The sequence below is a fragment of the Deinococcus humi genome, assembly GCF_014201875.1.
GTDB lineage: Bacteria > Deinococcota > Deinococci > Deinococcales > Deinococcaceae > Deinococcus > Deinococcus humi.
In genome coordinates, this window is the sequence record NZ_JACHFL010000032.1 from 1 (window position 1) to 24843 (window position 24843).

General features: G+C 62.4%; 23 protein-coding genes and 1 pseudogene. 14 read left to right on the forward strand and 10 right to left on the reverse strand.

The genetic code is table 11. The features are described from left to right. Window positions 1-513: 513 nt before the first annotated feature. The 3 genes from HNQ08_RS25750 to HNQ08_RS25760 all read right to left on the reverse strand — a co-directional run bounded on the left by HNQ08_RS25750 (window position 514) and on the right by HNQ08_RS25760 (window position 3754). Entirely contained in the window at window positions 514-1116 is a 603-nt protein-coding gene (locus HNQ08_RS25750; protein WP_184138093.1) for a histidine phosphatase family protein, read from the reverse strand. 425 nt (window positions 1117-1541) lie between these two features. Beyond that, window positions 1542-1931, reverse strand: coding sequence for a hypothetical protein (locus HNQ08_RS25755; RefSeq protein ID WP_184138094.1), 390 nt, complete (start codon window positions 1929-1931; stop codon window positions 1542-1544). A gap of 779 nt (window positions 1932-2710) precedes the next feature. Further along, a complete protein-coding gene (locus tag HNQ08_RS25760; protein ID WP_184138095.1) occupies window positions 2711-3754 on the reverse strand; it encodes a DUF3800 domain-containing protein in 1044 nt (347 codons plus the stop codon). Between the two features lie 519 nt (window positions 3755-4273). Here HNQ08_RS25760 and HNQ08_RS25765 point away from each other — a divergent pair. Continuing rightward, a complete protein-coding gene (locus tag HNQ08_RS25765; RefSeq protein ID WP_184138096.1) occupies window positions 4274-4633 on the forward strand; it encodes a hypothetical protein in 360 nt (119 codons plus the stop codon). A 139-nt stretch (window positions 4634-4772) separates the two neighbouring features. Here the strand turns inward: HNQ08_RS25765 and HNQ08_RS25770 are convergent. Beyond that, a pseudogene (locus tag HNQ08_RS25770) lies at window positions 4773-5483 on the reverse strand (IS6 family transposase). Window positions 5484-5650: 167 nt separating this feature from the next. Between HNQ08_RS25770 and HNQ08_RS25775 the strand changes: the two are divergent. Continuing rightward, complete coding sequence (locus HNQ08_RS25775) at window positions 5651-6202, forward strand: DUF402 domain-containing protein (protein WP_184138097.1); 552 nt, start codon at window positions 5651-5653, stop codon at window positions 6200-6202. Between the two features lie 146 nt (window positions 6203-6348). Here the strand turns inward: HNQ08_RS25775 and HNQ08_RS28170 are convergent, their stop codons facing one another. Beyond that, window positions 6349-6903, reverse strand: a complete 555-nt coding sequence (locus HNQ08_RS28170) for a GNAT family N-acetyltransferase (protein WP_229790288.1) — start codon at window positions 6901-6903, stop codon at window positions 6349-6351. Further along, a complete protein-coding gene (locus HNQ08_RS27750; protein ID WP_229790287.1) occupies window positions 6904-7263 on the reverse strand; it encodes a hypothetical protein in 360 nt (119 codons plus the stop codon). It abuts the gene before it with no gap. A 316-nt stretch (window positions 7264-7579) separates the two neighbouring features. Between HNQ08_RS27750 and HNQ08_RS25785 the strand changes: the two genes are divergently transcribed. The 3 genes from HNQ08_RS25785 to HNQ08_RS25795 all read left to right on the forward strand — a co-directional run bounded on the left by HNQ08_RS25785 (window position 7580) and on the right by HNQ08_RS25795 (window position 10446). Beyond that, window positions 7580-7882, forward strand: a complete 303-nt coding sequence (locus HNQ08_RS25785; RefSeq protein WP_184138098.1) for a PadR family transcriptional regulator — start codon at window positions 7580-7582, stop codon at window positions 7880-7882. Window positions 7883-7926: 44 nt separating this feature from the next. Next, entirely contained in the window at window positions 7927-8451 is a 525-nt protein-coding gene (locus HNQ08_RS25790; protein ID WP_184138099.1) for a hypothetical protein, read from the forward strand. A 606-nt stretch (window positions 8452-9057) separates the two neighbouring features. Beyond that, window positions 9058-10446, forward strand: a complete 1389-nt coding sequence (locus HNQ08_RS25795; protein WP_184138100.1) for a hypothetical protein — start codon at window positions 9058-9060, stop codon at window positions 10444-10446. Between the two features lie 187 nt (window positions 10447-10633). Here the strand turns inward: HNQ08_RS25795 and HNQ08_RS25800 are convergent, their stop codons facing one another. Together HNQ08_RS25800 and HNQ08_RS25805 are read right to left on the reverse strand one after the other, a co-directional pair. After that, entirely contained in the window at window positions 10634-11641 is a 1008-nt protein-coding gene (locus HNQ08_RS25800; RefSeq protein ID WP_184138101.1) for a phosphotransferase enzyme family protein, read from the reverse strand. 488 nt (window positions 11642-12129) lie between these two features. After that, complete coding sequence (locus HNQ08_RS25805) at window positions 12130-13143, reverse strand: S8 family serine peptidase (protein WP_184138103.1); 1014 nt, start codon at window positions 13141-13143, stop codon at window positions 12130-12132. A 727-nt stretch (window positions 13144-13870) separates the two neighbouring features. On the opposite strand from HNQ08_RS25805, the gene HNQ08_RS25810 reads away from it, so the two are divergent. Further along, window positions 13871-15031 (forward strand): GGDEF domain-containing protein, encoded by a 1161-nt coding sequence (locus tag HNQ08_RS25810; protein WP_184138105.1) that lies wholly within the window; start codon window positions 13871-13873, stop codon window positions 15029-15031. A 914-nt stretch (window positions 15032-15945) separates the two neighbouring features. Here the strand turns inward: HNQ08_RS25810 and HNQ08_RS25815 are convergent. After that, window positions 15946-16479 (reverse strand): hypothetical protein, encoded by a 534-nt coding sequence (locus tag HNQ08_RS25815; RefSeq protein WP_184138107.1) that lies wholly within the window; start codon window positions 16477-16479, stop codon window positions 15946-15948. 76 nt (window positions 16480-16555) lie between these two features. On the opposite strand from HNQ08_RS25815, the gene HNQ08_RS25820 reads away from it, so the two are divergent. The 8 genes from HNQ08_RS25820 (at window position 16556) to HNQ08_RS25855 (ending at window position 23883) form a co-directional block, all read left to right on the forward strand. Next, window positions 16556-16975 carry a hypothetical protein gene (locus HNQ08_RS25820; RefSeq protein WP_184138109.1) on the forward strand — a complete coding sequence of 140 codons (420 nt, stop codon included), beginning with the start codon at window positions 16556-16558 and terminating at the stop codon, window positions 16973-16975. A 455-nt stretch (window positions 16976-17430) separates the two neighbouring features. Further along, a complete protein-coding gene (locus tag HNQ08_RS25825) occupies window positions 17431-17820 on the forward strand; it encodes a ribbon-helix-helix domain-containing protein (protein WP_268240039.1) in 390 nt (129 codons plus the stop codon). Continuing rightward, window positions 17813-18589: an uS5 family ribosomal protein gene (locus HNQ08_RS25830; RefSeq protein WP_184138111.1), complete on the forward strand. Its 777-nt coding sequence runs from the start codon at window positions 17813-17815 to the stop codon at window positions 18587-18589. The genes HNQ08_RS25825 and HNQ08_RS25830 overlap by 8 nt, the downstream gene beginning before the upstream one ends. A gap of 9 nt (window positions 18590-18598) precedes the next feature. Then, window positions 18599-19024 carry a hypothetical protein gene (locus HNQ08_RS25835; RefSeq protein ID WP_184138112.1) on the forward strand — a complete coding sequence of 142 codons (426 nt, stop codon included), beginning with the start codon at window positions 18599-18601 and terminating at the stop codon, window positions 19022-19024. A gap of 25 nt (window positions 19025-19049) precedes the next feature. Next, complete coding sequence (locus HNQ08_RS25840; protein WP_184138113.1) at window positions 19050-20840, forward strand: type IV secretory system conjugative DNA transfer family protein; 1791 nt, start codon at window positions 19050-19052, stop codon at window positions 20838-20840. A 93-nt stretch (window positions 20841-20933) separates the two neighbouring features. Then, entirely contained in the window at window positions 20934-21842 is a 909-nt protein-coding gene (locus tag HNQ08_RS25845) for a hypothetical protein (protein ID WP_184138114.1), read from the forward strand. After that, window positions 21842-23431: a hypothetical protein gene (locus HNQ08_RS25850; protein ID WP_184138115.1), complete on the forward strand. Its 1590-nt coding sequence runs from the start codon at window positions 21842-21844 to the stop codon at window positions 23429-23431. The genes HNQ08_RS25845 and HNQ08_RS25850 overlap by 1 nt, the downstream gene beginning before the upstream one ends. After that, entirely contained in the window at window positions 23428-23883 is a 456-nt protein-coding gene (locus HNQ08_RS25855) for a hypothetical protein (RefSeq protein WP_184138117.1), read from the forward strand. The genes HNQ08_RS25850 and HNQ08_RS25855 overlap by 4 nt, the downstream gene beginning before the upstream one ends. Window positions 23884-24016: 133 nt before the next feature. Here the strand turns inward: HNQ08_RS25855 and HNQ08_RS25860 are convergent, their stop codons facing one another. Further along, window positions 24017-24751 carry an IS5 family transposase gene (locus HNQ08_RS25860; protein WP_342355723.1) on the reverse strand — a complete coding sequence of 245 codons (735 nt, stop codon included), beginning with the start codon at window positions 24749-24751 and terminating at the stop codon, window positions 24017-24019. Between the last annotated feature and the right edge of the window lie 92 nt (window positions 24752-24843).

The window sequence follows — 24843 nt, forward strand, 5'->3', positions numbered from 1 at the left end:
CGTTTGAATTCGGCGGTGTAGGTGTTTCTGGTCGTCATGGGGTTGCCTCCTATGGTGAGGCTTAACTCCACCGACTCAAAACTGGCTCAATCCCATTTTCCATTCACCAGGTAGATGAAGTCCATGTCCACTGACCGGTCAGGACTGGCGCTCAACTGGAATCTTGTGTTGACCTGAACGTGCCCAGCATCCACTGAGACGGCTGTGCTGTTGTAGGTGGCACCGACACCCCCTTGCACGTCGCAAAAAGCGTCTGTTGGCGCCATAGAACGCATACCGACACATGCGGTCAACAGTAGCGGAAGGACACCCAGGGGAGGAAAAGAGACACGCATCTCGTGATTTTAGTGACTGAAGGTCATTCACCGTGCTGCATTCTTGCCCACGGGCGAGGGAGCCGTCCGACGCCTTGCAAGTACCGGTCAATCCCTCTTCGGGGTCATTGAGTGCGCCTCTCCAACTGCTCTTGCGCTGCCGACCTGCGACTCCCGCCACCCCGGAGGCGGGACGTTCTCACCCCATGTTCAGGTGCGGCTGCTGATTCACCCCCAGCACCTGCACCCGGGCCTGTGACCGATTGAACTTGATCGTTGTGAAGCCCGTGTCGCCAAACGCGAACCATACCTGGTCACTGCGAGTCAGTACGTGCAGCGCCGCATTCAGAATGCCGCCATGCGCCACCACCAGCACATGCCCATCCGGGCCGGTCACCAAACGTTCGAGGGCGGCGTCCGCTCGTCGGTGAAAGGCGGCCTCAGACTCCCCGCCGTCGGCTGTGAGTGGTTCAAAGCGCCCTCGCGCCGCGGGAATGGGATACCGGGCCAAGGCCTCGTCGCGGGCGAGGCCAGCCAGGGGGCCATTGTCGAATTCCATCCAGTCCGGGTCGACGTGCGGCACCAGGCTCAGGGCGGCGCCGATCACGCGGGCAGTCTCGTACGCACGGGCGAGCGGGCTGCACACGAGCTGATCGAACCCAGGGGGATGGGCGTGCCAGTAGGTGGCGAGATGCTGCGCCTGAGAGCGTCCAGTGTCAGTCAGCGGACTATCGTAGCGGCCTTCGTGAACGTCCTGGTCGTCGGCGAGAGAACGGCCATGCCTGAGAAATGTGATGTGCACGAGCTGAGCGTACTGGATGAGAACGATGGCCGCGTCCCCATGCCCCAGGTGCGCCGAGCCAGTAGCCGGCAGCGCCCGCTACAGAGCGAGCGAGGCCGTGCGCCCCCGCGAATCCCAGCAAGCTGGAGACCTTGGGTGGGATCAATACACGCAAATTCACCGACATGGCAACAGGAACGCAGCCAGCTCGGCTTCTAAGGACGGCGGCGAACGCAGGAATGCCTCGATCTGCACGCCCGAGTCTCGAACCTTTATCGCCATACCCCCACCACCGCTCCCGCTCCCTCAGACGAAGGAACCAACCTGCGGCACTGCTCCTCTGGCGAGAGGCGATGCAGCAGGCAGCTTGATTCTCAAGCTGCCTGCTGGGCTACTCCAGCCTTACTGAAATTAAGTTGCCAGAACCTTGCATCTAAAGAGAGCCTTCAACTGAACGTCGATTCTCCTACCTTTGTCCGTGATCGGGGCTTGACCGTCCATAGCCAGCCGGCCAAAAGCGTGTTGATCACCACATTAAAACCGGCACTCTGCACCGTGTAATGCCCCACCGACCACCAGTACAGGTTGACGATCACGTTGAGCATCAGCCCCACAGCAATCAACGCCATCGTCGGTGCATACCGCTCGGCGTCCATCGAGAAATACCAGTACAGCGCGCCAATGCCTACCAACACTCCGCCGTACTCGGACGCGATGCCCCAGTTGGTGAGTTTCAGATCGAACACCTGATTGCCTAAGGTAGGGAACAGTAGGGCGAGGCCTGCAACAACCAGCCAGATGGACGTCACTTTGAAGACCAGACTTCTTGAGTGCATCTTCGTCTCCTTGCCCTGTCAGTGCCCGGCGCAAAGGCCAGATGAGACGTGAAAAACTACACACTGAGGCTGCTTCATAGCGTGCACCTGATGCCGCCACAAATCAAGGAGGAAGGCGAAGTAACCAACTTGGCAGAGTAGTCGTATAGGTATACAGGGCAGTACTCCCACCTTTTCAAGCTCAGCACCCTAATGCGCTTGCTATTCCCCACTACGCGATATCTTGGAGCACACAACGCTCCCAAACGTGGAGTACGTCGCTTAGGTACCGCGCATGGTCAACGGTACCTACGTTTTATTCCCATTGCGCTCACTCTGACCCTTCCCACTGAGCGGGTGACCGGACGGACAGCTCGAAAGCAGGGCAGGTCTTTTAGCCGAAACCTTCCTTTTTGCACGTGCTCTGCCGGACAGCTCAGGCGGTCAAAGCGCTGCATGGCCTGAACTGGTCCTGGCAAGCTGGAGAACGGGTGGTGCCGTACCACAGACAGGACGGTGGCTTGACTCACTGGACCTGAATCCGGATAGCCGGGATCACAACGTCCGGCATGACCAGGCGCAGTCGCTGAGCGCCTACGCCACGCGACTGCGCCTGGTCATGCCCCCCGGGGACTATCGCCAGGTGTTCGACCAAGCGGCCCAGCCGGGGCTGCTCGACCGGCCGCTGACGGAGATGCGCCCAGTGTGGACGCTGGCGCCCTGATCTTGCCGGGCGGGACTCTATGGCGTATCATGCGGGCACTGGGGCCTGCGTCGCGTGCGACGCAGGCCTTGGACATTTAAGGGCGGAGGACGCCCTGAAACACCTCTGGGTACCGGGCCATGATCTGCGCCAGTCCGGCCCGGCGCTCCGGAAGGGACGCGGCGGTGCCCCCACAGTGCAGCAGCGCCATTTCCGTGAGCATCGCCATCAGCTCTGTGTAGGCCCGGGTGGGGGCAGCGAAGAAGCCGTCGAGCCGGGTGTTGCCTTCCACCGGGGGCAGGGGCCGGTACGCCCGGCGTAGGTACTGCTGCCGCAAACGGACGGCCAGGGCGCGGTCCAGATGCTCGTGCGCCAGCCAGGTGGCTTTCGCTTCCACATAGGTCACGGCGTCGGCCAGCTGCACGAGTACGGCGTCATGGCTATGTTCGAAGTGGATGCTCTCCATGCGCTGCCAGCTGCCGTGCGGCTTGAGGGTGGAGAACGTGTCGAAGGACCGGAACATCTCATTTTTCTTGCCCCGGTCCACCGTCAGGTGGTACCGCTGGCCCTGCTGGTGTGCGGCGCGCTCCAGGCCCTGCATCAGGCCGAAGAGGGTCCGAACGAAGGGATCACGTTGCAAGGCCCCGACCTTCTTCCGGGAGATGTCCTTTGTCAGCCAGGGTTCCAGCGTGATGGCCAGATCGGCCTCCGGCTGCTGGATCATGACCTGCTGACGTTCGAGGGACAGGGCATTCAGGTGATAGGTCACCTCGTAGGCCTCCACGACTTGCAGGGTGGCCTTCAGCCACCCCAGATGCCGGTCGCGCAGGCGCGGCGTGCCATCCCGTTCCATCCAGAACACCTCATCGCCGCTCCATAGTTCCGCCGCGTGCAGTTCAGGCAGGCCACCCGCCGCCAGCCGTGCCCGCTCCGTCCGCTGACGGGAGGTCCGGTCCTGAAAGGCACATCCTGGATCCAGGATTGGATAGCCGATGGCGTTCATCTCCCGGAGAATTCTCCGGCGCAGGGCGGTCAGCGCCCGCTCAACGGCGTACCGGTGCTTGTCTGCAACCACCACAGCACCCAGCAGGATGTGGCCGCCCATCTCGGATTCGTCGACAGAAATATGGGTGGTCTTCATGGGGCGCGTCCTGGATTCCGCTGTGAACTCTAGCGCAAGCCCGGCTTCCTTTTTGCACGCCTTCTGCCGGACAACTCAGGCGGTTGCTCCGGCACTGCCCAGCGAGAGCATTTTGGAAGACACGAAGGCCGGTGGACGAGGATGGGGCTGGTGGGCTGACCTTCTTGAAAGCAAAAGAAAGCGGCCCGAAGACCGCGCTGAACGATCAATGCTCTGTGCTGTCTGCTTGGACGGCGCAAAGACGAGCTACCGAGTGGAGACGCTGTAATAGACGACGGCGGGAATGGACACGGGGGGAATGTGAGGGCACAGCGGAGCGTTCGAGTGGTGTGACAGGGGTAGGTCCCTGCTTGTACCAGCAGCGCGTGGCTGGCCTGTCGTAAATGAATCAACTGAGCAGGCACGCCTGTGGAATGCTGGTGCGTGTCTTTCTCCTTGCCCTTGCTGTCCCTGCCGTTGATGGCCATTCTGTGCTTCGCTATGGGAACTCCTGCGGGGGATGGCGCCTTGAAGACGGAGTTGTCCACGAGACCGGGCCTGAAAGCAGGCGAGGTCCTTGTCGAGGCACACCTGACCAATCCACAGCGCGTGCCCGTGCGACTGACCTGGAAGAGCAGCCCCGGGCAAGGCTGCCTGAGCATTCACGTCCGAGTTTTGAAGGCTGGATCACGGGAAGTGGTGTATCCGAACGCCATGGTCCACCGGTCATCCTGTGCCGTGAAGGTGCGGGAGCAGGTCCTGGCCGCTAGGCAAGTCATCCATCATGGGCGGGTCCTGGTGCTGCCGCCTGGCCGGTATGCCGTGGAAGTCCGGATCCCAGGAGTCGACTCTGCCATGAATGACTCCAGTGCTGGCTACGTGATGGTGACTGCGCCCTGAGACGCTCAACTCGTTCAATGTCATGGTCATGCTCAACAATCCACCGCCGCGGAGTGCATAGCCTTGACCCAGCCTGTATCTGACAGGTTCTGGCAAGTTAATTGGCGAAGGGCCGAGTGGGTCAGTGGCCGTCTGAAGTTTAGACGGCCACATCAACCGCGTGTTGCCATGCCCGGTGGGCACAATTCTGGTTTGATCTTCGGAGATGGGCGGCAACGGTGATGCGGGTGTGCTGGTGGAGGTTCGAAGCGCGGGCATGCAGGGCCAGAAATTCCTGTGCCCTGTGGAGGTTCTTGAAGCCGAGTTGACTCCGTTCCTGATTCCGGGTGGGCCGGTGGGACTGTTCAATGAGATTGTTGCAGCGCACAGCGGAAATGACCTAGAGGTGCTGGACACTGTGGAGCACCGGGAGAGCCCGAATGGCTGCCCCGTAGCTCCAGAGCTTATCCGTGTGAATGACGTCTGGCACGTCATAGTTGACCAAAAGCTTTCCAAGAAAGGTCTTTGCTGCCTGGGCGTCTCGCCGATCTTGCAGAAGGAGGTCAAGAACCGCGCCAGATTCGTCGACCGCCCGCCACAGCCAAAGTTTTTTGCCACCAATCTCGATACACACCTCATCCAGGAACCACCGGGAACCCCGCCGGGGTTCCCGGTGTCGCAATTCTTCGGTGAGGAGGGGGGCGAACCCCATGTTCCACTGGCGGAGCGTCTCGTGACTGATAGCTATACCGCACTCTTGGAGGAGTTCTTGGACATCACGCTGACTGAGGGAGAAGCGGTGGTACAGCCAAAGAGCGTACTGGATGATGCTCAGCGGAAACCGGTGGCGGTAAGGCTTACGGTCAGTCACGGACGATCAGCCTACCGCGCTTAAATTGCCAGAACCTGGACCCGCGATCGCCGGCCAGTTGCCTGGGACGGTGTCGGGGCCGCCCCGCAAATCCAACAGCACCCCGTTCGGGCGACGGGCGCCGCATTTACGGCGCAGGGCAAGCGCCCCGCGTGGCAGGCTGGGGCATGCATCCCATTCGTGTGGAGACGATTGATCTGGTCCAGATGACGCATACCCTCGAGTATGGAGGGGGCTTAATCCCTGTTTCCTACCCCCTGCTGTGGGCGGAGCAAACGGCCTCTGGCCTGCATTTCGCGCGGGCGTACGTGGGTCACCCCGACATCCAGTTCATGGAATGCCACATCCTCCCGGACCTGGGCCTGCTGGTGAACCGGTTCACCGGCACAGACTGGAGCGCCCAGTCTGACTACTACGTGGACATCGCATCCGTCATCGCGGGCGAGGACAGCTGGGTCACGCACGACCTGTACCTGGACCTGTCGGCGCGCGCAGGCGGCATGCCCGCCATCCTCGACACTGACGAGTACCTCGCGGCGGTCCAGGAGGGCCTGCTGAACCCTGAGCAGGCTGTCCACGCGCTGACCAGCCTGCACCGTCTGGTGAATGGTGTCCTGGCCTGCGGCAGCCTGGAGGCGTGGCTGGAACAGGTGGGCATCACGCTGAGCTGGCGCGGCAGGCCCACCGCGGCCACCGCAGATGGGCCGGTTCCTTCCTGACATTGGGGCGCTGCAGCTGACGCGTGCCGCCCCGGGCACGGCAGCGCCACGTCCTCCGCAGCGGTCAATTGGACTTGAAAATGGCATCAGCCCGACGTCCAGTACGGGCTTTTGAAGGCATAAAGCAGCGTGTCAGCTGGGCTTATTCAGCCGGGCATGTCATCTGTCTGAAGGCATCCAGAGCCTCGTTGCTTCCTGGCCTTGCGCACCGCGCGAGCGGCGTGTACAGACTGGTGGAATCTGTCCAGAGGTGATGACCGGAAGGACAGCTGGGTGGCGTCGTGGCGGCTGCCGTGCTTCTCGAAGATGCGGCGCATCGGTTGATTCTCGGCCTCGGTGGCGCCGCCGTGCATGACGAAGCGCTCGGCTGCGCGGGCCAGCAGGTGCGCATGCAGGCGGGTGCCGTATCCCTGCCCCCGTGACCCCGGGTGCACGCCGAGCATGTTCACGTTGACCCAGCCGGGACGATTGCTGGGGCCGAAGGCGCCCAATGCGACGGGCTGCCGGGCCGTGTCGGGCAGGGCCACCAGGGTCCAGCCTTCCGCGCAGTCCCAGTCCGAATGGCCCAGGGCACCCAGCAGCGCGGCGATCTCAGGACGCTGGCGAAGCTCCTGGCCGCCCTCCACAGCACCGGGCACCAGGGGGTAGGCACGCGCGCGGAGGTCCGTCTCGTACGTCACATGGACCGGGGCGTGACTCACCTAGCCCGCCGTGAGGACAGCCTCGGCATCCAGCGGCGCGAGGCTGTCGTGCAAGAGCAACTTGCGCTTAGGTCCAGGGTGCTCACGAATGGCGCGCGCGAGCGCCGTGATACCGCCTAGGCCCACATCCGGGCGGAAGTGGGGAAAGACTGGTACCTGCGGGGGGGACGCCAGAGAGGCGACGCCCTCCACGCCCCGCTCGGAACGCAGGATCAGGAACTGCCCGGGCGCCGCCTGACCTTCAGCGATCCGGGCCCGCAGCGTGGTGAGGCGCCGCCCGGCCTCCTCACGGTCAGGGTCCAGGGCGTAGATGTCGGTCAAGGTGTCCAGCGTCGGCGTGTGGATGGAGTAGGTGTTCAAGGGGTGACCTCGGAAGGCGGGTCACTGGCCATCCGCCGGACTCGTGTCAGCGATGGATGGAGGTGACCGGGAGAAGAACGAACGGCACAACGTGGGCAGCGAGACGGGTTTGCATCATGGGGACCTCCGGGGCACAGCAGAATGCGGGGAGCTTAGCGGACTGGCAGCGCAGTGACGAACGAATGTGCCGCCGGCTGACGGAGGGACTGGCCTTAGACACCCAATCGTCTTGCAGAGTCATGGCGCCGGCTCCAACAGACGACCGCACATCATTGAGGTCGGCTTGACACCTAACTCTACATATGTAGAATGCTGTATGGCCCGCTCCCCCAATTCCAGTCCGCACACCCGCGCCGTCCTGACGACGCTGGCCCGCGCCCACCCACAGCCCAGCTACGGCTATGACCTGAGCAAGGCGACGGAGCTGAAAAGTGGCACCCTCTATCCGATCCTTCAGCGTCTGCACGAACAGGGCTATCTCGACGCCCAGTGGGAGGAGTCCCTGCACCCTGGCAAACCGCCCCGCCACATTTACACGTTGACCCCCGAAGGGCTGAAGCTGGCCCGCGAAAAGACCGAGGATCAGAACATTCGTTCACTCCAGGGAGCGCTGCGATGACACCCGAAGACTGGCACAAGGGCATGGAGACCGAGGCGGCGAGTGTGGACGACGCGGTCTGGGCGAGAGAAGCGCGGCGAGCGGCCTGGTTTCAGCGCGGTCCCCGGGTGATGCTCGTCCTCGGTGCGGCTCTCTTGCTGTACATCCTGATCAGCAGCTTGCTGGTGATAGCGCTCAATGCGCTCAGCATTGGCTATGGTCCTCAGGGGCTGCGCCCCCTGCTCCTGGGTTCGCCTCTACCGGTGGGTCTGCTGGTGCTGCTGATCCCGTGCCTTGCAGCCGTCTCTCTCGTTCGTCTGGGCATTCGTCCGGCGCTGATCTGGGTTGTTCCAGTGGCTGCCATGGTGCTGGAGACGCCGGTCGCCAGGCTGGTGACCACGACTTTGCCCATGAATCTTCCTGATGCGATCACTGACCAGCCGATCGACCTCATGCCGTCGGGCAGCCCTGATCTGGCACAGATTCTGTCCATTCTGTTGCTCAAGGCGCTGGCCGTTGGCTTGGGGGTCTGGCTTGGCCAGCATTCCCTGCGGAACACCAAAATGGGTCAGGCCGGACTGCAGCGGTAAGCAGCAAAGACCAGACGCACCCTTGTTTACACTGTCATTCTCCTGGACAGATCAGTCCAGAACTATGCCCGTGATTTGAAAAGCGCCCCCCTGGAGCAGCGTGAAAGTGCTGCTCCAGGGGGCATTGTTCACGCTAAAGACGTGGCCGACTTGAACGCATGTTGGTGGTGCTGGCCCTCACGGGACCCCGGCGCTGGCGTCCCCAGTCGAATCCCCTGCGGTCAGGGGCGCGGGCCAGCCACTCTCCAGGCCCAAGATGACGCTGGTCTCGTCGCCCCCCAGTGCCTGCGCGGTGACGTAGTCGGCGGGCTCAAACGATCATATCAGTCGGTCCTGCACCGCCCAGCCTGTCATCGTTCTGGCGCCCGGCGCGTGGCCACGCAAGGCGGGGCCAGACCGCACCATCTGTCGGGTAAGCGGCAGGAGTGTTGCAGCCAACAACCGCAATGTCAGCCGCAGGTGTCGACTGGAGCTGCGGGCGACCACAGCAGGCTGGGTGTGATTCCAGAAAGAGAGCCCGGACCCCGCAAGGGAGCGCGCCCCACCGGCGAGGACCGTAAAGATTCCTGCAAGACGGCCGGCCAGGGCTCCCCCGCACCATGGGGCATGTTGACCTTCCGTCCCGCTGTGCCCGGCCTGTTGTTGAGTAGCGTCCTGTGGGGTGCGGCTGGCGCACAGGACGCCGTCCCGGCCCTCGCGGCGGAATTCAAACTGGCTGCTGGCAGCTACACCGCCGTGCAGACCCTGCCGTCGCTGGGGCTGCGCGCGCCGCCCGGGAGCCTCCACCTGAACGAACTCCGCCCCGTGCGCGGCATCCACGCCGCCGACCTGCGGGCCTACCAGGAGGCCGTTCCCAAGAGTTACCAGACCCGCTGCGTGGGCGTGCTGGACCTGACCCTGGTGCCGGCCAACGTCAACGAGGCCCCAGCCCTGGTCGAGCGCTGGGCGCGCGAGACCGACGCCCTGGTCTTGAGCCGCACCTTCGGGCGGGCCACCTTCCTGCGTGGCCCTGCGAGCAAGCCGGTCCTGAGCATGGTCCGCCCGGTGGCCGGGGCAGTGCTGATCGCCACATGTCCGGTGGCCGAAGTCCCCCAACCTGTCGGGGCATGGCTGGCTCTTGGCCAGCGCTCTGCGGCTGGGACGCTGCTGGCATTCAACTGGTACGGCACCCTGGCTGTGTGCGTCGACGGCCAGGAACAGCCCCGCTGGAATGTGCGGGCGTTCGAGGGTGCCGTCCAGCTGGCCACCCGGAATCCAGAAGCGTCGCGTGTCGCCGCCGTGGGCTGGGACCGGGGCGGCCTGGCCGTGAAGGTCTTTGCCCCACCGGCCAAAGTACCGCTCAGCCGCGCGCCACTGACCGGCACGCCCAGAAGCGTGTTCCTCAGCGAGGATGGCCAGCGGGTGACCGTCCTGACGCAGGACAATAGCTCAAGGCCCCGGAGTGTGGTGACCAGCGTGAACGCGCAAACGGGGCGTGCGGTGGCCCGGCAGGTGCTGGACCCTGGCGAACGCGCGGAGACCGTGAGCAGCGATGGGCTGTGGATGGTCACGACCGCGACCAGCACCCTGCGCCTGGTGGAGATCCTGAGCGGCAAGGTGCTGTGGAGCAGCAAGGCCAGTGTGGCCACCACCTTTGAATTTGCCCGTGGAAACCGCTGGCTGGTGGGGATGGACCAAAAGGGACAGGCCATCACCTGGCAGACCGATGGGGGCAGGCGTGGGCCCAGCGTTCAGGTGGATGGCCGCACCCGGACCGTGCTGTTGCCCGGTCCAGCAATGGATCAGCTCAGCATCCTGTCTGGAAATGCCACCTCGTCCTCCGCTCCAGGGGAGTGGTCCACCCTGACCTGGACGGTGGGGACCGGCGTACCGGTGTCGCAGGGCCAGGTCAGCGGCACGGGTGAGGAGGGGGTGGTTCTGGAGGTTCAAACCGGCCGCCCACGGTTGATCCGGATGTGTGAGGTGGCCGCGGGTCTCCCACCCGTGTTTCCGTGACCTGTTTTGGTGAACACTGGCGAGAACGCAGGCCGCGGCAGGGGACGCCCTGAGCGCCTGGCGCAGGTGTCATGCCAGTCCCCGGATGAGAAGCGAGCGACAACTTATCGCCCAGAAACGTCAGCTTGGGGTATATCCCGAGCTGACAAGCGGGCTTCCGAGACTGCCCTGACGAACTCAGTCTGAATTAGCCGTCGTATTCACTGCTCAGCAGATTCTGGCGCAACTGCCACAAGCTGACCGGCGCGAGTGTCCCACTGACGGGCCGCAGTTGAGTCAGGTCCGTGCTCTCCGAGATGTTCCAGGCCGCCATCAAGGCGGCCCGCGCCCGCAGCAGACGCGGCAGCTCCTGGCCCCAGCCCGCGTCCAGTTGCGCCACTTCCCGGTAACCCGCCAGCACCTCAGTCCACAGTGCCGCGCGCTGCTGCCGGGGCACCTCGAACACGGCGCGGGCCAGGTCGTTGGCCAGGGGACCATAGACCGGCTCGTCAAAGTCAATCACCACCACCCGCTCACCCGTCCAGATGGCATTGCCGGGCCGCAGATCGCCATGGGTGAGGCCCAGGCCAGGCCGGGTCAGTGGCAGTTCGTCCGGCCAGCCGTGCGCGGGACCCCCCACGGCATCCACCCAGGAGCTCAGGGCTTCAAACGTTCGCTTGATCACCGGCTCCTTGCGCGCCTGTTCCTGCGCCTGGTGCCAGAATTGCCGCCAGCTCGGGAACACACCGGGCAGCGCAGGATCCAGCATGTGCGGCATGTCCGGCGCAGGCACGAAGTCATGGGACGCCTGGTGCAGCGCACCAATGGCGTGCCCAAAGGCCCGATAGAGGGCTGGTGTGGGTGGCAGGTCACTCAGGCGTGGCCCCGCCACCCCCCGAACCGCCGTGGCGAGAAACAGATCATTCTTCTGCGGCACGGTCTCGATCCACTGGTCGTCCAGCGACGCGAGCGGTTCATTGACTGGTGCGCCCTGGGCGTGCAGGTGGCGCAGCCAGGTCAGGGGCGGCGTCAGGTATTCGGTGTCGCGCAGATTGCCATGTGTGAAGCGCAGATAGAGCGGGCCTGAGTGGTCCTCAGCGCGGTAAACGTGGTTAAACCCGGCGTTGACCAGGGTGGGCTGGCGCGCTCCCCAGCGGGCCGCCGCCACATCCACGGTCTCTGGGCGGAGGCGGCCCAGCGTCTCGGCCCAGCTCACGGCTGTCGCCCATGACTGGCCAAAGCTTCTGGCAATCTCAGGGACTGGGCAGGGAGACAGGCGAGGGTAAAGCTGGAATCGCGAGCAGTCACGCGCGGCAGGCTAGCAAGACCCCTTGAGGGGAGAAATGAGCTCCCCTTACCGTTGGGCGTTTGCGGTCAATGAGGTGACCAAAAAGAGATCGCGCTGGGCTGCCAGCAGGTTCCTGGGATCGGCTCATCCAAAAGAGGCACCTCCACGACGCGTGGAGGTGCCTCAACGTTGTGTTGTGCTCAAGCGCCGCCGGGTGGTGGAGCGCACCTTCACATGGTTGGAAAAGTCCAGGAGGATGACGAAGCCTTGGTGGAAATATCGGAGCATCTCGTGTCCGACGTCATGCCTGGGTTGCTGGTGCGCCGGTGGGCACCCTACCCACTCTGACAGGTTTCAGACGCACTTCCAGGGCGCCCCCCATTCTGGTTCTCACAGAACGTTTACAGCTCCCAGTCTTATTTCAATGAAGCCATAAATGCGGCGATGTTGAGTTGACCGTAGCCCAACGTTGATGTTCCGGGTTGAAGTGATGGAGCGTTGACGGCGTCCACATTGGTGGCATGGGCGGTCAGCCGGCTAGCAAGATTGATACTCGTGTTTCCATGTTCGCCAAGGGCAAGTGCCAGTGCGCCGCTGACCATGGGGGCCGCGAAGGACGTTCCACGCCATGTTGCGAAGTGGTTGCCCGGATAGGCGGTGACCACAGCTTCCGCAGGAGCGAGGACTTCGAGGTCTGGGCCGTAACTGGAAAAGCTGGACCGTACGCCGTCCGTATTTGAGCTCCCCACCGACAGGGCATACGCCGCAGCGTTGCCGCTGCGGGCGGTCCGGGCAGGGTAGAGGACGGGGCTGTTGCCCGTGTTCCCGGCAGAGAGGACAACGTAGACGCCAGCGGCGGCAGCTTCAGCCAGAGCGGCTTCAAGGTCGGCGTCTGGTGCACTGGCCACCGATGCGTTGATGATCTGGGCACCGTGCTGTACGGCAAACCGGACGGCGGCAGCGATTTCCTGGGTGTCGCCTGTGCCGTCAGGCTGGAGTGCCCGGAGCGGCATGATCACCGCGTTGGGAGCGACCTGCAAGATAATTTCCGCGACGCCAGTGCCGTGCCCGAACGCGACATCGCCGGGACGGCCCCCTTCCTGTGGAAGTCCGTCCATCTCCAGAAAGTCCTGACTGGAGGAGCTGAGGTGCCCGTTAAAAGCAACGTGCTGCAGGTCGATGCCTGAGTCAATGACGGCGACTGTCACACCCTGCCCGAGCTGGGGTGCACCCTGCTGGCCCTGGGAGAGACCAATCGATTGCCAGAGAGGGGTGTTGGCCGTGAAGGTATTGTTCGGGCCGCTGGAGAGGGTCGACGAATCGAGGGCAGCATTCCAGTCACTCGGTGAAGCCGTCACGAAGGCACCAGCGGTGACGAAAGCTCCGGCGGTTACGAAGGCACCAGCGGTGACGAACGCGCCGGCCGTCACGAAGGCACCAGCGAGGGCGTGAAGGTTTGAGGAGCCAATGCTTTGCTCTGTCTGTGCGCCGAATTCCGGGATGACAGCGATGCCGCTGGAACGGTCGGTACCGGGAGTTGTGCCGCAGGCCACGAGTGAAGCGCTGAGGAGTAGCCAGCGAAGTGCTGGCTTTAAGGTTGTCCGCATGTGGTTACCTTTGTGCTGAGATCAGGCGCTTGGCGCACCTGGAGAGATCGCGTGGCCCATAACTTGTACCCTGATTTGCTCTTCACGAAAGAGCGCCTGGATCTTGTGGCTGTGAGACTGAGACCAACAGGGAATACACCAACTGCATCTGTACCTCCATGTGAGAGCCGTCCAAGTCCACCATCGATGGTCGGCCTCAGATGAAGGATAGCTCAAATATTTCATGGTCCACTAAGATTTGCCACATTAAAGACCGGTGCCCGCAGCTGAGGTTCCAGTTCAGCCTGTTGATCGGCCTGGGCTGCCCGCCGTTCGTGTCGGTGTCTTGCTCCATCAGCGCGTGACCGCCAGGCAGCCGCCATTTCTCCTGACTGCCAGCGGACGGCGCCCACGCAGGCCGCCACCTGGGGCTGCTGCAGAGGAAGAGCCCAGAGCGGCCTGGATCCCCTCAGCGTGAAGCGTCACCCCTCGCAGCACGCTGACCTGCGGGGGCTGTCCATGCCGGGCGCTGTCATGAAAGTGTCCCACCCGGTGCGCTGAACTGGGCGGGATGAACCCCTTAGGGATCCTGAACGAGTTACTGGTCAATCTGGCCATGCTGATTGCCGGCGTCACGTTCATCACCCTGACCTCCCAGGGCCAGGACACCCGGGAGTCCGCCGTCCGCTTGCTGCTGCGGTATAGCAGCAGCGTTCTCCTCGGCCTTTTTCTGATGACTCATAGCGTTGGGCTCGCACCGGGTTTGCTGTTTGATTTCCGAGGCGTCGTGATCGCTCTGGCGGCGCGCCGCTACGGGCTGGTCGCGGGACTGCTCGTCGCTCTGCCTTTGACGCTCTACCGCCTTTCGCTGGGCGGTGCTGGTGCCTGGCCTGGGGTGGCAAACCTGCTGCTGGTGGCCGTGCTGGCTGGCGCGGGCACCGGTCTGGCCCGCCGGATCCCCCGCTATCAGGAAGACACCGTCGCCCACCGGGTCTGGACCGCCCTGGTCCTGTTTGGGATCGCCCATCTGCCGATCTTTCTGGCCTTCTTCCTGGCTGGAAAACCGGTGGTGCAGGCCCTTCCGATCTACCTGACGCTCACGGTCCTTAGTGCGCTGGGCCTGGTGGCAGCGCACCTGGTCAAGCAAAGCCGCCTGCAGTCGTTGTCCCAGACCGAGCAGCTCAAGCAGCTGGTGTTTGTCGATCCCCTGACCGGCGCTCTGAACCGTCGCCGCTTCGACGAGGATTTCCGCCGGACCGAGCAGCCCGCCTTCGTCCTGCTGCTGGACCTTGACCAGTTCAAGCAGATCAACGACACGTTCGGACATGAGCGGGGGGACAGCGTGCTGCGAGCCCTGGTGCGGACCCTGCAGGAGACGGTGCGGTCCACCGATGGGGTCTACCGCCTGGGCGGCGAAGAGTTTGCGGTGCTGCTTTCGCCCTGTGATGAGATGGCGGTCATGCGGGTCGCCCAAGGCCTGCGTCGCCGCGTCCAGGACCTGGTGGCGGCGCGGGCCGGACTTGGCGGAGAACAACAGGTCACGGTCTCTGGTGGACTGGTGCGCCTGGATGGCGAGAAGCGAGACGTGTTGCGCTCGGCGGACAAGTTGCTGTATCAAGCCAAGAGCGCGGGCCGCAACTGCATCATGACCAACCTCCCCCTCGGGCCCATGGCGGATGGGAGTGAGTGCCGTCCGCTGTGTTCGACAGGCATGTTGCCTGCTTTGGGTTGAGATGGGCAGGCTCAGCCCAAGCACCGCTGGAGGCGACAGACCTCAGCGGTGCTTGGCGGTCACAAGAAGCACCCTCCCCACCGACAGGCCGCGTGCTGTCGCCTGTCCCTCCCGGATCTCGGCCACCTCGCCCGCCATAGGGAACGGTCCACCTGGGCCGTCAGAGAGCAGGCCTCGAACACGGTGACCATGAGGGGATGGGCGGGCTGCACCTTGGTGCGGGTGGTCACGCGGCGATGAAGTCAGTGCCTCGAAGCGTGTGACCTCTTCCTGCGCGGTCTGCATGTCGGCAATGGCGGGGCTCTGCCGCGGAGGTGATGCATCCTGCCCTCCAAGACCATCGCGCCGCGCTGCATGAGCAACTTGCAGGGACTGGGCCGCTCGGGTCTGCTTGGCCCCCTTGACCTGAGAGGGGAGTGCTCGGCACGGGACCAGCTCCCACAAGTCGTGAACTCAAGGGCCCCGTGTTCGACGACACACCTGAGCGATTTGCGTGGCTATGGTCTCGCCTTGGTGGATCCGTTCTTGACAGACAGGGTGGCGTTGAACAGACGTTATAGGACGAAGAGGTTAACCCCCATCCCCCATTCTCCCCTCAACCACGCCTCCGCCAGCCCACAAGCACAGGACTGAAGACGTTCCCGATCGGAAGAACAAGCCAGGGAGAGCCGCAGCGATTGCTCCCACGATGGAGGCGTGGTTGTGCGAAGTCCTGTATCTGGACTTCGCGGTCATCAATTCCCAACCCCTCCCGGTCTGTCCCTTCAAGCGTGCTCCTCGGTGTAAGTTCAGGGAGACTCCGCACGGCTACGGTGCGCACTGTCCAGCAGCGGTCTGAACTGACCCTGGGCCACCGCCTCTTTGAAGCGTCCCGGCCAACGCACTCTACCCAGTGCCAAACAGCAGCAGATTCCCTAAGGTGCTGCCACGCACAACTCACTTCCCACCTGCGCGATCTTCACGACGACCGGCACACGAGGCGCACCCGTGAAGAAGCCCTTGAACGGGCCGCGCTGGAAATTCACGGTGAGCACCGGGCCCTCGCCCCCCTTTTGCTGATTCATCCAGGTCAATTCTCCTGTCAACAGGAGCAGCTGGTCTTTAATCTTCAGTCCCGACCCACCGAACTTCACGGTCAACTCTTTGAGCACGTCTTCCTGAGCGTCGTAAGCCACGGTCATCAACCGCGCCGTGGGAGCCACAACCAACGAGCCGTGCTCACCCTGTATCGGGGCAATCAGCAAGCACGCAGCAGAACGCTTGGGCAGCGGCCCCACCTCTTCGCCACCCAGACCCCGCAGCAGTGTGTCCACCACTAGGTCACGGACCTGCATGTTGACCCAACCAGCTGCAGCTGGTGTCGCACTTTGGACGGCGTAACAGTTTGATCCTCTAAGAACTACGACACACACAATACCTGTGGACTTGAGTATGCGGAAAAGTTTCATACAATGATTCTACCCGGCCCGGGATGGGATCGGGATGAACGCCCAGGGTTCACAGGAGCCCCTTCCAAGGAGAGCCATGACCACAGCACTTGCAGAGGCCGAAAGCACCACTGTTCCAGCCACCGAGTTCACCTATCTGGCGGACTTCATCAAGGAGGTTCCAGAAGAACGCCGCCTGACCTTCATCAGTGCCCTCAAAGCGGCCATCCGGGATGGGGTGTTCGACGGGAGCCCACTGCGCGACCAGTTCACCCTGACGTACCAGGGGCGCGGCAAGACGGGCCTGGAGAAGCGCAAGTGCGATCAGCGGGATTTTGCTGTCGAAGCAACCGAAGCCTTCAAGCAATGGTTCGGGCTTCAGCTCACCACGACTCCCAGCCGAAGCCCTTTCCCCAGCCGCGACCAACTCAGCGCCGGCACGGTCAGCCTGCACGACCTGGCCACGAAGTTCCGCAATCGCTCAGGCGGCACAGGCAAGCGCAAGGCAAGGAAGTAACGCCCATGCGCCCAGCCACCCCCAACACTTTGGCCCTAGCCCATGCTTACGGCAGCCATTGTCCCAGCACGGGCAAGGCAGCCATTCACACCCCACTTGGCCTACGCTCCAGCAACAGCATCCCTAACTCATCTGACACTGACCCGAATCGACTGTATCTGAACCCCTCCCTATCCACCCCTCCTCCGGCAACGGGCGCTGACGGTGGCTCTCACTCCAGAGTGGGGGAGGCGTTAGGGCAGGATAAGAGTACGATGACACGCTCTATTTTTTCGCGTCTGGGTGCGGGTTTAGCTGTAAGACAGTCGAAAAACTGTCTTACACCTTGTCGGCCGGTGCTTAAGCGTCAGCATAAGCAAAGGGTACGGGCTTCCGTTTTCGACTTGGCAGGGGTGCTTGCACCTTTGCACGCTTGCACTCTCAAAGGGGTGAGGTGAGTGTCTTCCCGGCAGCCGGTGACGGTACGACTGGAAGGGGCACTTGTGACACAGCTGGACAAGATCGCCAAGGCAAACGACATCTCTAGGACTGCTGTGATCGAAGAGATGCTGCTCCACCAGCTGGAGCAGCAGGACGAAGAGCTGGCCAGCACGTTCCTGTTGCCGAGGGTTGAGAAGGTGTTGGTGGATCTATTTGACCGCCATCTGTGGAGCCTGCGCACCGTGCTGATCCAGGGTACCGTCGAAGCGTCTGTTGCCGCCCATCTCGGGTTGGTGAAGTTCGCGGCGGACAACGGATACACGAAGGGGCAGTTGAGTGAACTGAGGAATCAGGCCTATAGGCGGGCCACCACGCGCCTGAAGAAGAAAGGTGTTCAGGACGATGAGGTGAGCGACCTTGAGTAACCACGAGAACGCGCCCCGTGGCCTGGGGGGTGGCAAAGTAGCGCGGGCCAATGCCCAGGCGGCCATGCGCGTGCAGAAGGTGCAGCTGCGCGCTGGACGGCGGAGCACTGGTCCCAAGGCGCGAGTTGTGGTGAAAGCCAACTACATCCGTGTGGGCAAAGCCGGAGGAACTGCCGGACGGGGCGCGGTGTTCGCTGCGGCGAACTACATGATGTTCCGCCCGGGAGAAGATGGCGAGGTGCGCCGTGGGTTTGATGGTGACCGGCACTTGGAGCCGCACGAAGTGCAGCAGCGGATCGGCGAGCAGAGCCAGGAGCACAAGTACGCCTACCGCATGGTGATGAGCCCAGACCGGAACTTCGGGGAACGCAGTACCGAGGCGTGGGCGGCCGCCACGCTGGAGAAGCTGGGCTATCAGGATTTCGTGGTGGTGGCCCATGCCGGGGAGAAAGGGCACACCAATCACCCACACGCGCATGTCCTGGTGTTCACGGATGCCGTGCTTGAACGCGCTGACTTTCAGCAGCTCCGCGAGTACGGCGACACTCAGGCCAAAGAGATTCAGATGCGCCTGAATCATGACCGCCATCTCGGGCAGCACGAATGGAAGGCACAGAAGGAGGACGAGTTTGCCCAATGGAAGTCGTCCCGTGACCTCAAGACCAGCATCAATTCGGATGGGGTTGAAAATTTCTCGGACCATGGGAAAAAAGACCGGCAAGCCAGGCAGGACAAGGAAGCTGGAAAGTCCTTTGGTATGGAGCTGTGAGGTGGTGACATGCACGTCGATTTCAGACCACGACTGCTCATGATGATTGGCACCATGCTGATCCTGATGACGTTCATTTTCGGGTACATGAACATTCTTGATCGGTGGATTGACCTGTGGGGTCAGGTCAAGCAAGCGGCTCAGGCGAAGACAGGTCGGGAACTGGATCTGATTGATTACCTGACCGACTGCCTGCCCAATTCAAAGTGCAAGGCGGCTTACGCCAATGCCGTTGGCCTGAACAAATGGGCGTTGATGGCCCTGCACACGAACTTCCTGATGGGGCTTCTGTTTGCTGGAAGCGCTCAGTTCTGGAAACCGGAGCGGTGGTACCGCCGTCAGGCGCGGGTGGCGTCCGCCCGAATGATCGACTGGTTTGAACGAAGCAACGCCAGGCCGAAAGGCACGCTGGAGCCCAAACGGGTGGGAACGTGACCACATACCTTCAAGGGGGAAGTGAATGATTGTCAGTCTGCCGATGTTCCTGCTGAGGGTCCTCATGTACTACGCGGCGGGCCTGGTGGCCGTGTTCGGGCTCATCACTGGGAATGTACTGTGGTCTGTGGTGGCCGCGGGATTGGGTCTGTTTGGCACCTGGTTTTTTGCCGGGAAAGACGCGCGTTTCCGGGCCATGTACAACGCCCACTGGGCGACACCGCAGGAGATCAAAGACGCCACAGTGGATTTCCGCAAGCTGAGTGGGTCAGAGGTCATGCTGGGCTTTGCCTACAACAAGCCGCTGGCCCTGCGGCAAGGGTTGGCTGGCCGCAAAGAGGTGGGGCACGTGCTGGTGGTGGGGCCGAGCCGCACAGGGAAGGGCCTGCACGCCAGCGCCAACTTGCTCAACTGGCGGGGCAGTGTTGTGACCATCGACATCAAAGGGGAGTTCTACAACGCCACAGCCGGTTTCCGGGCGCAGGAGTTTGGGCAGGAAGTATACGTTCTCAACCCGTCCACCGGGGCCAAGAGCAATCAGTTTGATCCTTTCGCCGAGCGTGACACGCCTGAGCAGTTGCAGGCGACTGCTGAAGCAATCCTGAATCCTGATGCTGATGGCAGCAACAGCGCCTTTGCCCGGCGCGCGAGCTTCGCGCTGGTGGCGATGATGATGGTGGCGAAGGAGAAGAACGACGCGGTCCTGCCTTTTGTGCGGGAATGCCTGCGGATGGGGGCGGAGAAGTCGCTCTGCATGTTGGAGGAGATGACGACGAATCCCTACGTGCATGAAAACCTAGTGTTCTTCCTGAGCTGCTTGCCGAGTGAGTACACCTGGGATGGATTCAGCAACGACAAGTTTGCGAACAACAGTTGGGTAAACCTCATCTCGAAGATGAAGTACCTGCTCTCCCAGGGCATCATTGAGATGACCAGTGGCAGTGACTTCAAAGCCACGGACCTGTTGCGTAAGCCAACCTCGCTGTACATGGTGTTCCGCGAGAGTGATCTGAAGTACACGGTGCACAGCTTCAGTGCGGTGATTCTGGCAATCATTGAAGCGATCATCAAAGAGTACGACGCCCACCCTAACGATGAGTTTGAGCCCATCATGTTTATCCTCGACGAGGCAGGCCGGATCACGGTGCCGATGCTGGACGAGCTGATCTCTACGGTGGCCGGACGCGGCATGATCGCCCTTGTGTATGTGCAGGCCCTCGCGCAGCTGACCAAGCGCTACACCGAGGAAGGTGCAGATACCATCAAGGCCAACACCCACACGAAGATCTACTTCACGCCGAAGGACGAGGAGACTGCGAAGTACCTCAGCAGCAACGGTGGAAAGTACATGATCGAGGACCAGCGGACCAGCAAAGGGGATGAGAGTGGCAGCGATACGGTGGGCTTCACACCCCGCGAGCTGATCACCGCAGATGAAGCCCTGAAGATGGAAGTGGGCCGGTGCATCATCGCCAGCAACGAGTTTGAGTACATCGCTGGGTACCGCATGGAGCCGTTTGTCATGCCGAACTTCAACAAGGCGCGGCGCATCCCACCGCCTCCAGTGAAGGACAAGGCAGCGGCGCAGCGCATGGCGGCTCCAGTGAAACCGAAAGCCGAAGCGCCTGCACCAGTTGGTCCCGCAAACTTTGACGCGGTGGCTCAGTTGGGGGCGACGTTGGGGCTGACGCTGGATGATGCGCCGGACCTTCTAGCAGATGACGATAGCGCCGACTTTGCCTGTCCGCGTCCCGTGCCTCCGGGGGCCGCTCAACCAACGGGGGTCAATCAGCAGTTCCTTGAACCAGAGGACTAAGGCCGGCAGCCTGCTCGCTTGTTGTGGACCGCGCGGAAGTCTAAACACCCGTTCCTCACGTAACCCGCCCAGGCATGAAGTTAAATTATGAGCATGAACTTTTCCCAGCATGCTCGCATCTTTTCCGCCCTCTTGATCCTGGCTGTCAGCGTCACGTCTGTGCAGGCTCAGACCGTAAAGGTTCCCTACTACCAGACGATTTCGATTGACGCCGTGCTCAAGACGAAACCCGCAGTGATCTACGTATCGCCCAAGTACCAGGTGACCATCAAGATCAACGGCCGGGAAATCACGGGGGTCAGCCTGGAGCTGAGCAAGCAGAAGCTGTTCAGTGTCACCCTTGCCGAGAACCGCCGGATGATCTTCCTAGACGCGATGAGCGCCAAGGGCGGGGCCGACCTGAACTTGATCCTGGACGACGAGGAGGTGTTGCCCGTTCACCTGATCGTGAAAGACCAGCCGTCCGGGACCCGCATCTACACCTTCGAGGGAGGACAGCCCAGTGGTGGGGAAGAGGAAGTTGAAGCTGCGCCTGCCAGCTCTGCTGCTCCAGCAGCGCCCGCACGTGTGACGCCGCCCGTGAGAGCGCCCACGCCGCCTGCGGGCACGGGTGCAGCCCCTGACACCCGGACTCCCCAGGCAGCTTTCACGAGTACCACCAGCACCCTGACCGCCCTGCCTGCCCAGCCGCTTAGAGACGCCCGCGCCTCGGCCCGGATGGACGTGAAGGTGGCCCGGATGGGCGCGGACGCCACCCTGACGCTGCGTCTGACTTCCCCGGCGGGTCAGGCCTTGAGGGCTGACCTCAACAGCCTGCGCCTGTATGACGGTACGAAGGCGGTGAGCTATGTGATTCAGAAGACACCGCGCGGCCGACTGCTGCCGGTCGAGGTAACAGTGAAGGTCACCAATGCGCCCAAAGCGCTGCTGGTGTCCTGGCCCGTCACGGGGATCTACCCTGCCGGGCAGTACACCCTGAACACACCGGTCCAGGTGAACTGATGCGTCCGCTGCTGGCTGCTGGTGTTACGGCCCTGCTGCTGAGTGGCGGCGCGCAGGCCGCGTCGGGTGACAGCATCTGCCCGAACCTGCCCAACCTCCCCTTCCTGCCGTCGATCCCCTGCCTGGAACTGCCTCCCCTGCCCGGGCTGGGCGGGGTGGTCTCCCCGTCCATGCCGTCAGGCGCAATTCCCAGCACGGGGCAACTGCCACAGCCGCCGACCGTGAACGAGGGGGCGGCAAGGAACGCAGCGAAGTCCGGGGGGGAGACCGCCCCGGACTACTCGGCGCTCACGCGGTACCTGTTTCACTTCCCGGATATTCGCCTGGAAATCCTGCCCAAAGGCAAGGTGCCCTATCTGGCCGTGAACGACACTAAGAAGACGGGTGCGAATGAATGGCTGGTGCCCTACAGCCAGGAATCCGGCAGTCTCACGGCGGCCACGGGGATCCGTCAGGCCTGGCAGCGGTTCGAGGACCGCTACTACTGGCGGGCCAATGTTGAGCTGAACAATCCTGCGCTCTACATCACCAACTGCCTGCTTGACCTGAGCATTGGGCTGCAGACCAACGCAGTCAGGACCATAGTGACGGTCTCGCCCAGTGATGTTGCCAATCACAAGGACATCAATGGAAACTACCCGTTTAATTCACCAGACACCATTCAGATGGACTCTTACTTTCCTTGGCCACAGGTCAAAAAGAATGATTATTGTGCAGGGCTCAATTCCAATATCCTGCCCGAAATCCCATTGATGTATCTTCCAGGGATTTGCTTCTTGTTCTTTGGTGCACCAACAGGAGTGTGCATTGAAGGTGACCGGAGCAATATCACCAACCCTCTCGCACCTGCCCCTCTGTATTTCAATATGGCAGAAGCGCGAAAGCGCGTGGCCAACGCTGTCAAGAAGGCGCACACCGACTATCTGAAGGAATATCAGGACGATGTGGTGAAAGCCCTCTTCAACCAGAAGAACAAGTATTTCTTCCCCTTACCCTGGCACTCGCTGGTGCCTGGCGATGGAGCGGTTGTTGCGCCAGTGATGAATCAGAGCGTCACCCCCAAGCCAGTGACGGATCTGGGCACCTTGATCCGGCAGAAGTATCAGGGGCAGAACGAAACGAGGCTCTACGCGCTGAACAGCACCCCCTACTTGTTTCAGAGCGTCTACCGCAGCCCGACCCTGAGCCTTCACACACTTCCCAACAGGAAAGACGTCTTGGCGTCCCCGCCCGGCGTGTGGCTGTTTGAGGAGTACAAGCGGACCCTGCCCGTCACGAATCTGCCTTTCCAGGAACGAATTGGCTACGCGACCTTCTTCATGGCCTACAACGAAATGAAGGCCGCGCTGCTGCCCGAGAGCGTCACTGGGAAGGCGCTGCGGCCACTGCTCTATCAGGCCACAGGCATCCTTCAGGACGTCTTCTACGCTACCCCAGTTCCCCAGCCCATGCGAATCCCGGAGTACATGGCGGGGCTGCCCTATGCAGGCGTGCAGACCCGCTACGACTGGAAGTCTGTGCCTGAGGGGTACGGCATTCCGCGTGTGACTGGGGAGCCTGTCATCAAGTACGAGCAGGTGATCCGATGAACCCCCGTGCCGCTCTGGCGCTGGCCACCCTGTTTCTCGGGACGATGCAGGCCCAGTCCACTGGGCAGATCAGCAAGACCGTCATCTCTGATCCTGCTCAGGTCTTGCGTCTGATGCGCGGTGAGGTGACCATGCTGGGCAGTTCATTTCCCAATCCCACCTTCCAGAAAGGCGTGCTGACCAACCTGCGGTCACGCGCTGTTACGAAGCTCACGCTGCTGACCACGCAGGAGGGGCTGAAGAATATGGCCCCCCTGCGCGCCGCTGGAGCCGTGGTGTACTCCCTGCCCGCGGCTGGCGTGAACATGACCGGAAACATGACGCTGGTGGGCAGCGACACTGTCATCGTGCAGCAGGGCGCAAGGACCTGGACGATCTATCGCGGCGCGCAGATGGCCGCCCAAGTGCGGGGCAGCCTCAAGACGTACTTCACCTACGCCAAGAAGTTCTGATGTGGTGTTCTTGGCCGCCTTCGGGTCCTACGCGCTGCTCGCGCCCGTCTCGCCCCGCCTGGGCTGGCTGCTGGCCATCCAGGTGAACTTTGTCTTTCTGTTAAGTGCGTTTTGAAAGGGTAGGGTTGAGCCATCACGCGGCTGCCAGTCGACGGACCATCAGCCGGATCATGACCTGGAAGACGAGGTTTTCGGAGGTTTCTGGCAAGGCTTCGAAATCCCGACTCATCCGTCTTGACTTGCCCAGCCAGGCAAAGGTCCGCTCCACCACCCAACGTCGCTTCAGGACGACAAAGCCTTCCGGGATCTCGCTGGGTGGCGGAGGTCGATCCTTGCGTGCCCAGGTCCGCTCGTTGCCTGCCCAGGGATGTTTGACGACCTCCAGGGTCCAGCCCATGATCTGTTTGACGGCTGGGACTAATTTGCCTGTGTATCCAGCATCTGCCCAGACGTGCCGCATGCGAGGAAACACGTTGCGGACCTTCTCGAACAGACGGACCGCGCCCGCGCGGTCTTGAAGATCCGCTTCGTGCACCACCACACCCATCACCAGCCCCAGCGTGTCGACCAGCAGATGCCGCTTGCGCCCGTTGATCTTTTTGCCTCCGTCATACCCTCGAGGACCACCGGCCTCGGTGGTCCGTACCGATTGACTGTCAATAATCGCGGCACTGGGCGTCGGATCGCGACCGACTTGGGCCCGAACCTGCTCGCGCAGGAGGGTATGCAATCGCTCCCAGAAGCCGCTGATGCGCCAGTTACGGTGATACCCGTACACGGTCTGCCAAGGTGGTAGGTCGTGCGGCATCAACCGCCAGGCGTTGCCACCACGCAGAATGTAGAAAATACCGTCCAGGATGTCCCTTATTGATCACGGCGTAAGTGTGGGCTGGTAAGCTGAAGGTGTGGTCGAATGGCATCCTTCCAAATACTCCCGTGCTCAGCTGGAAGAACGTCGGC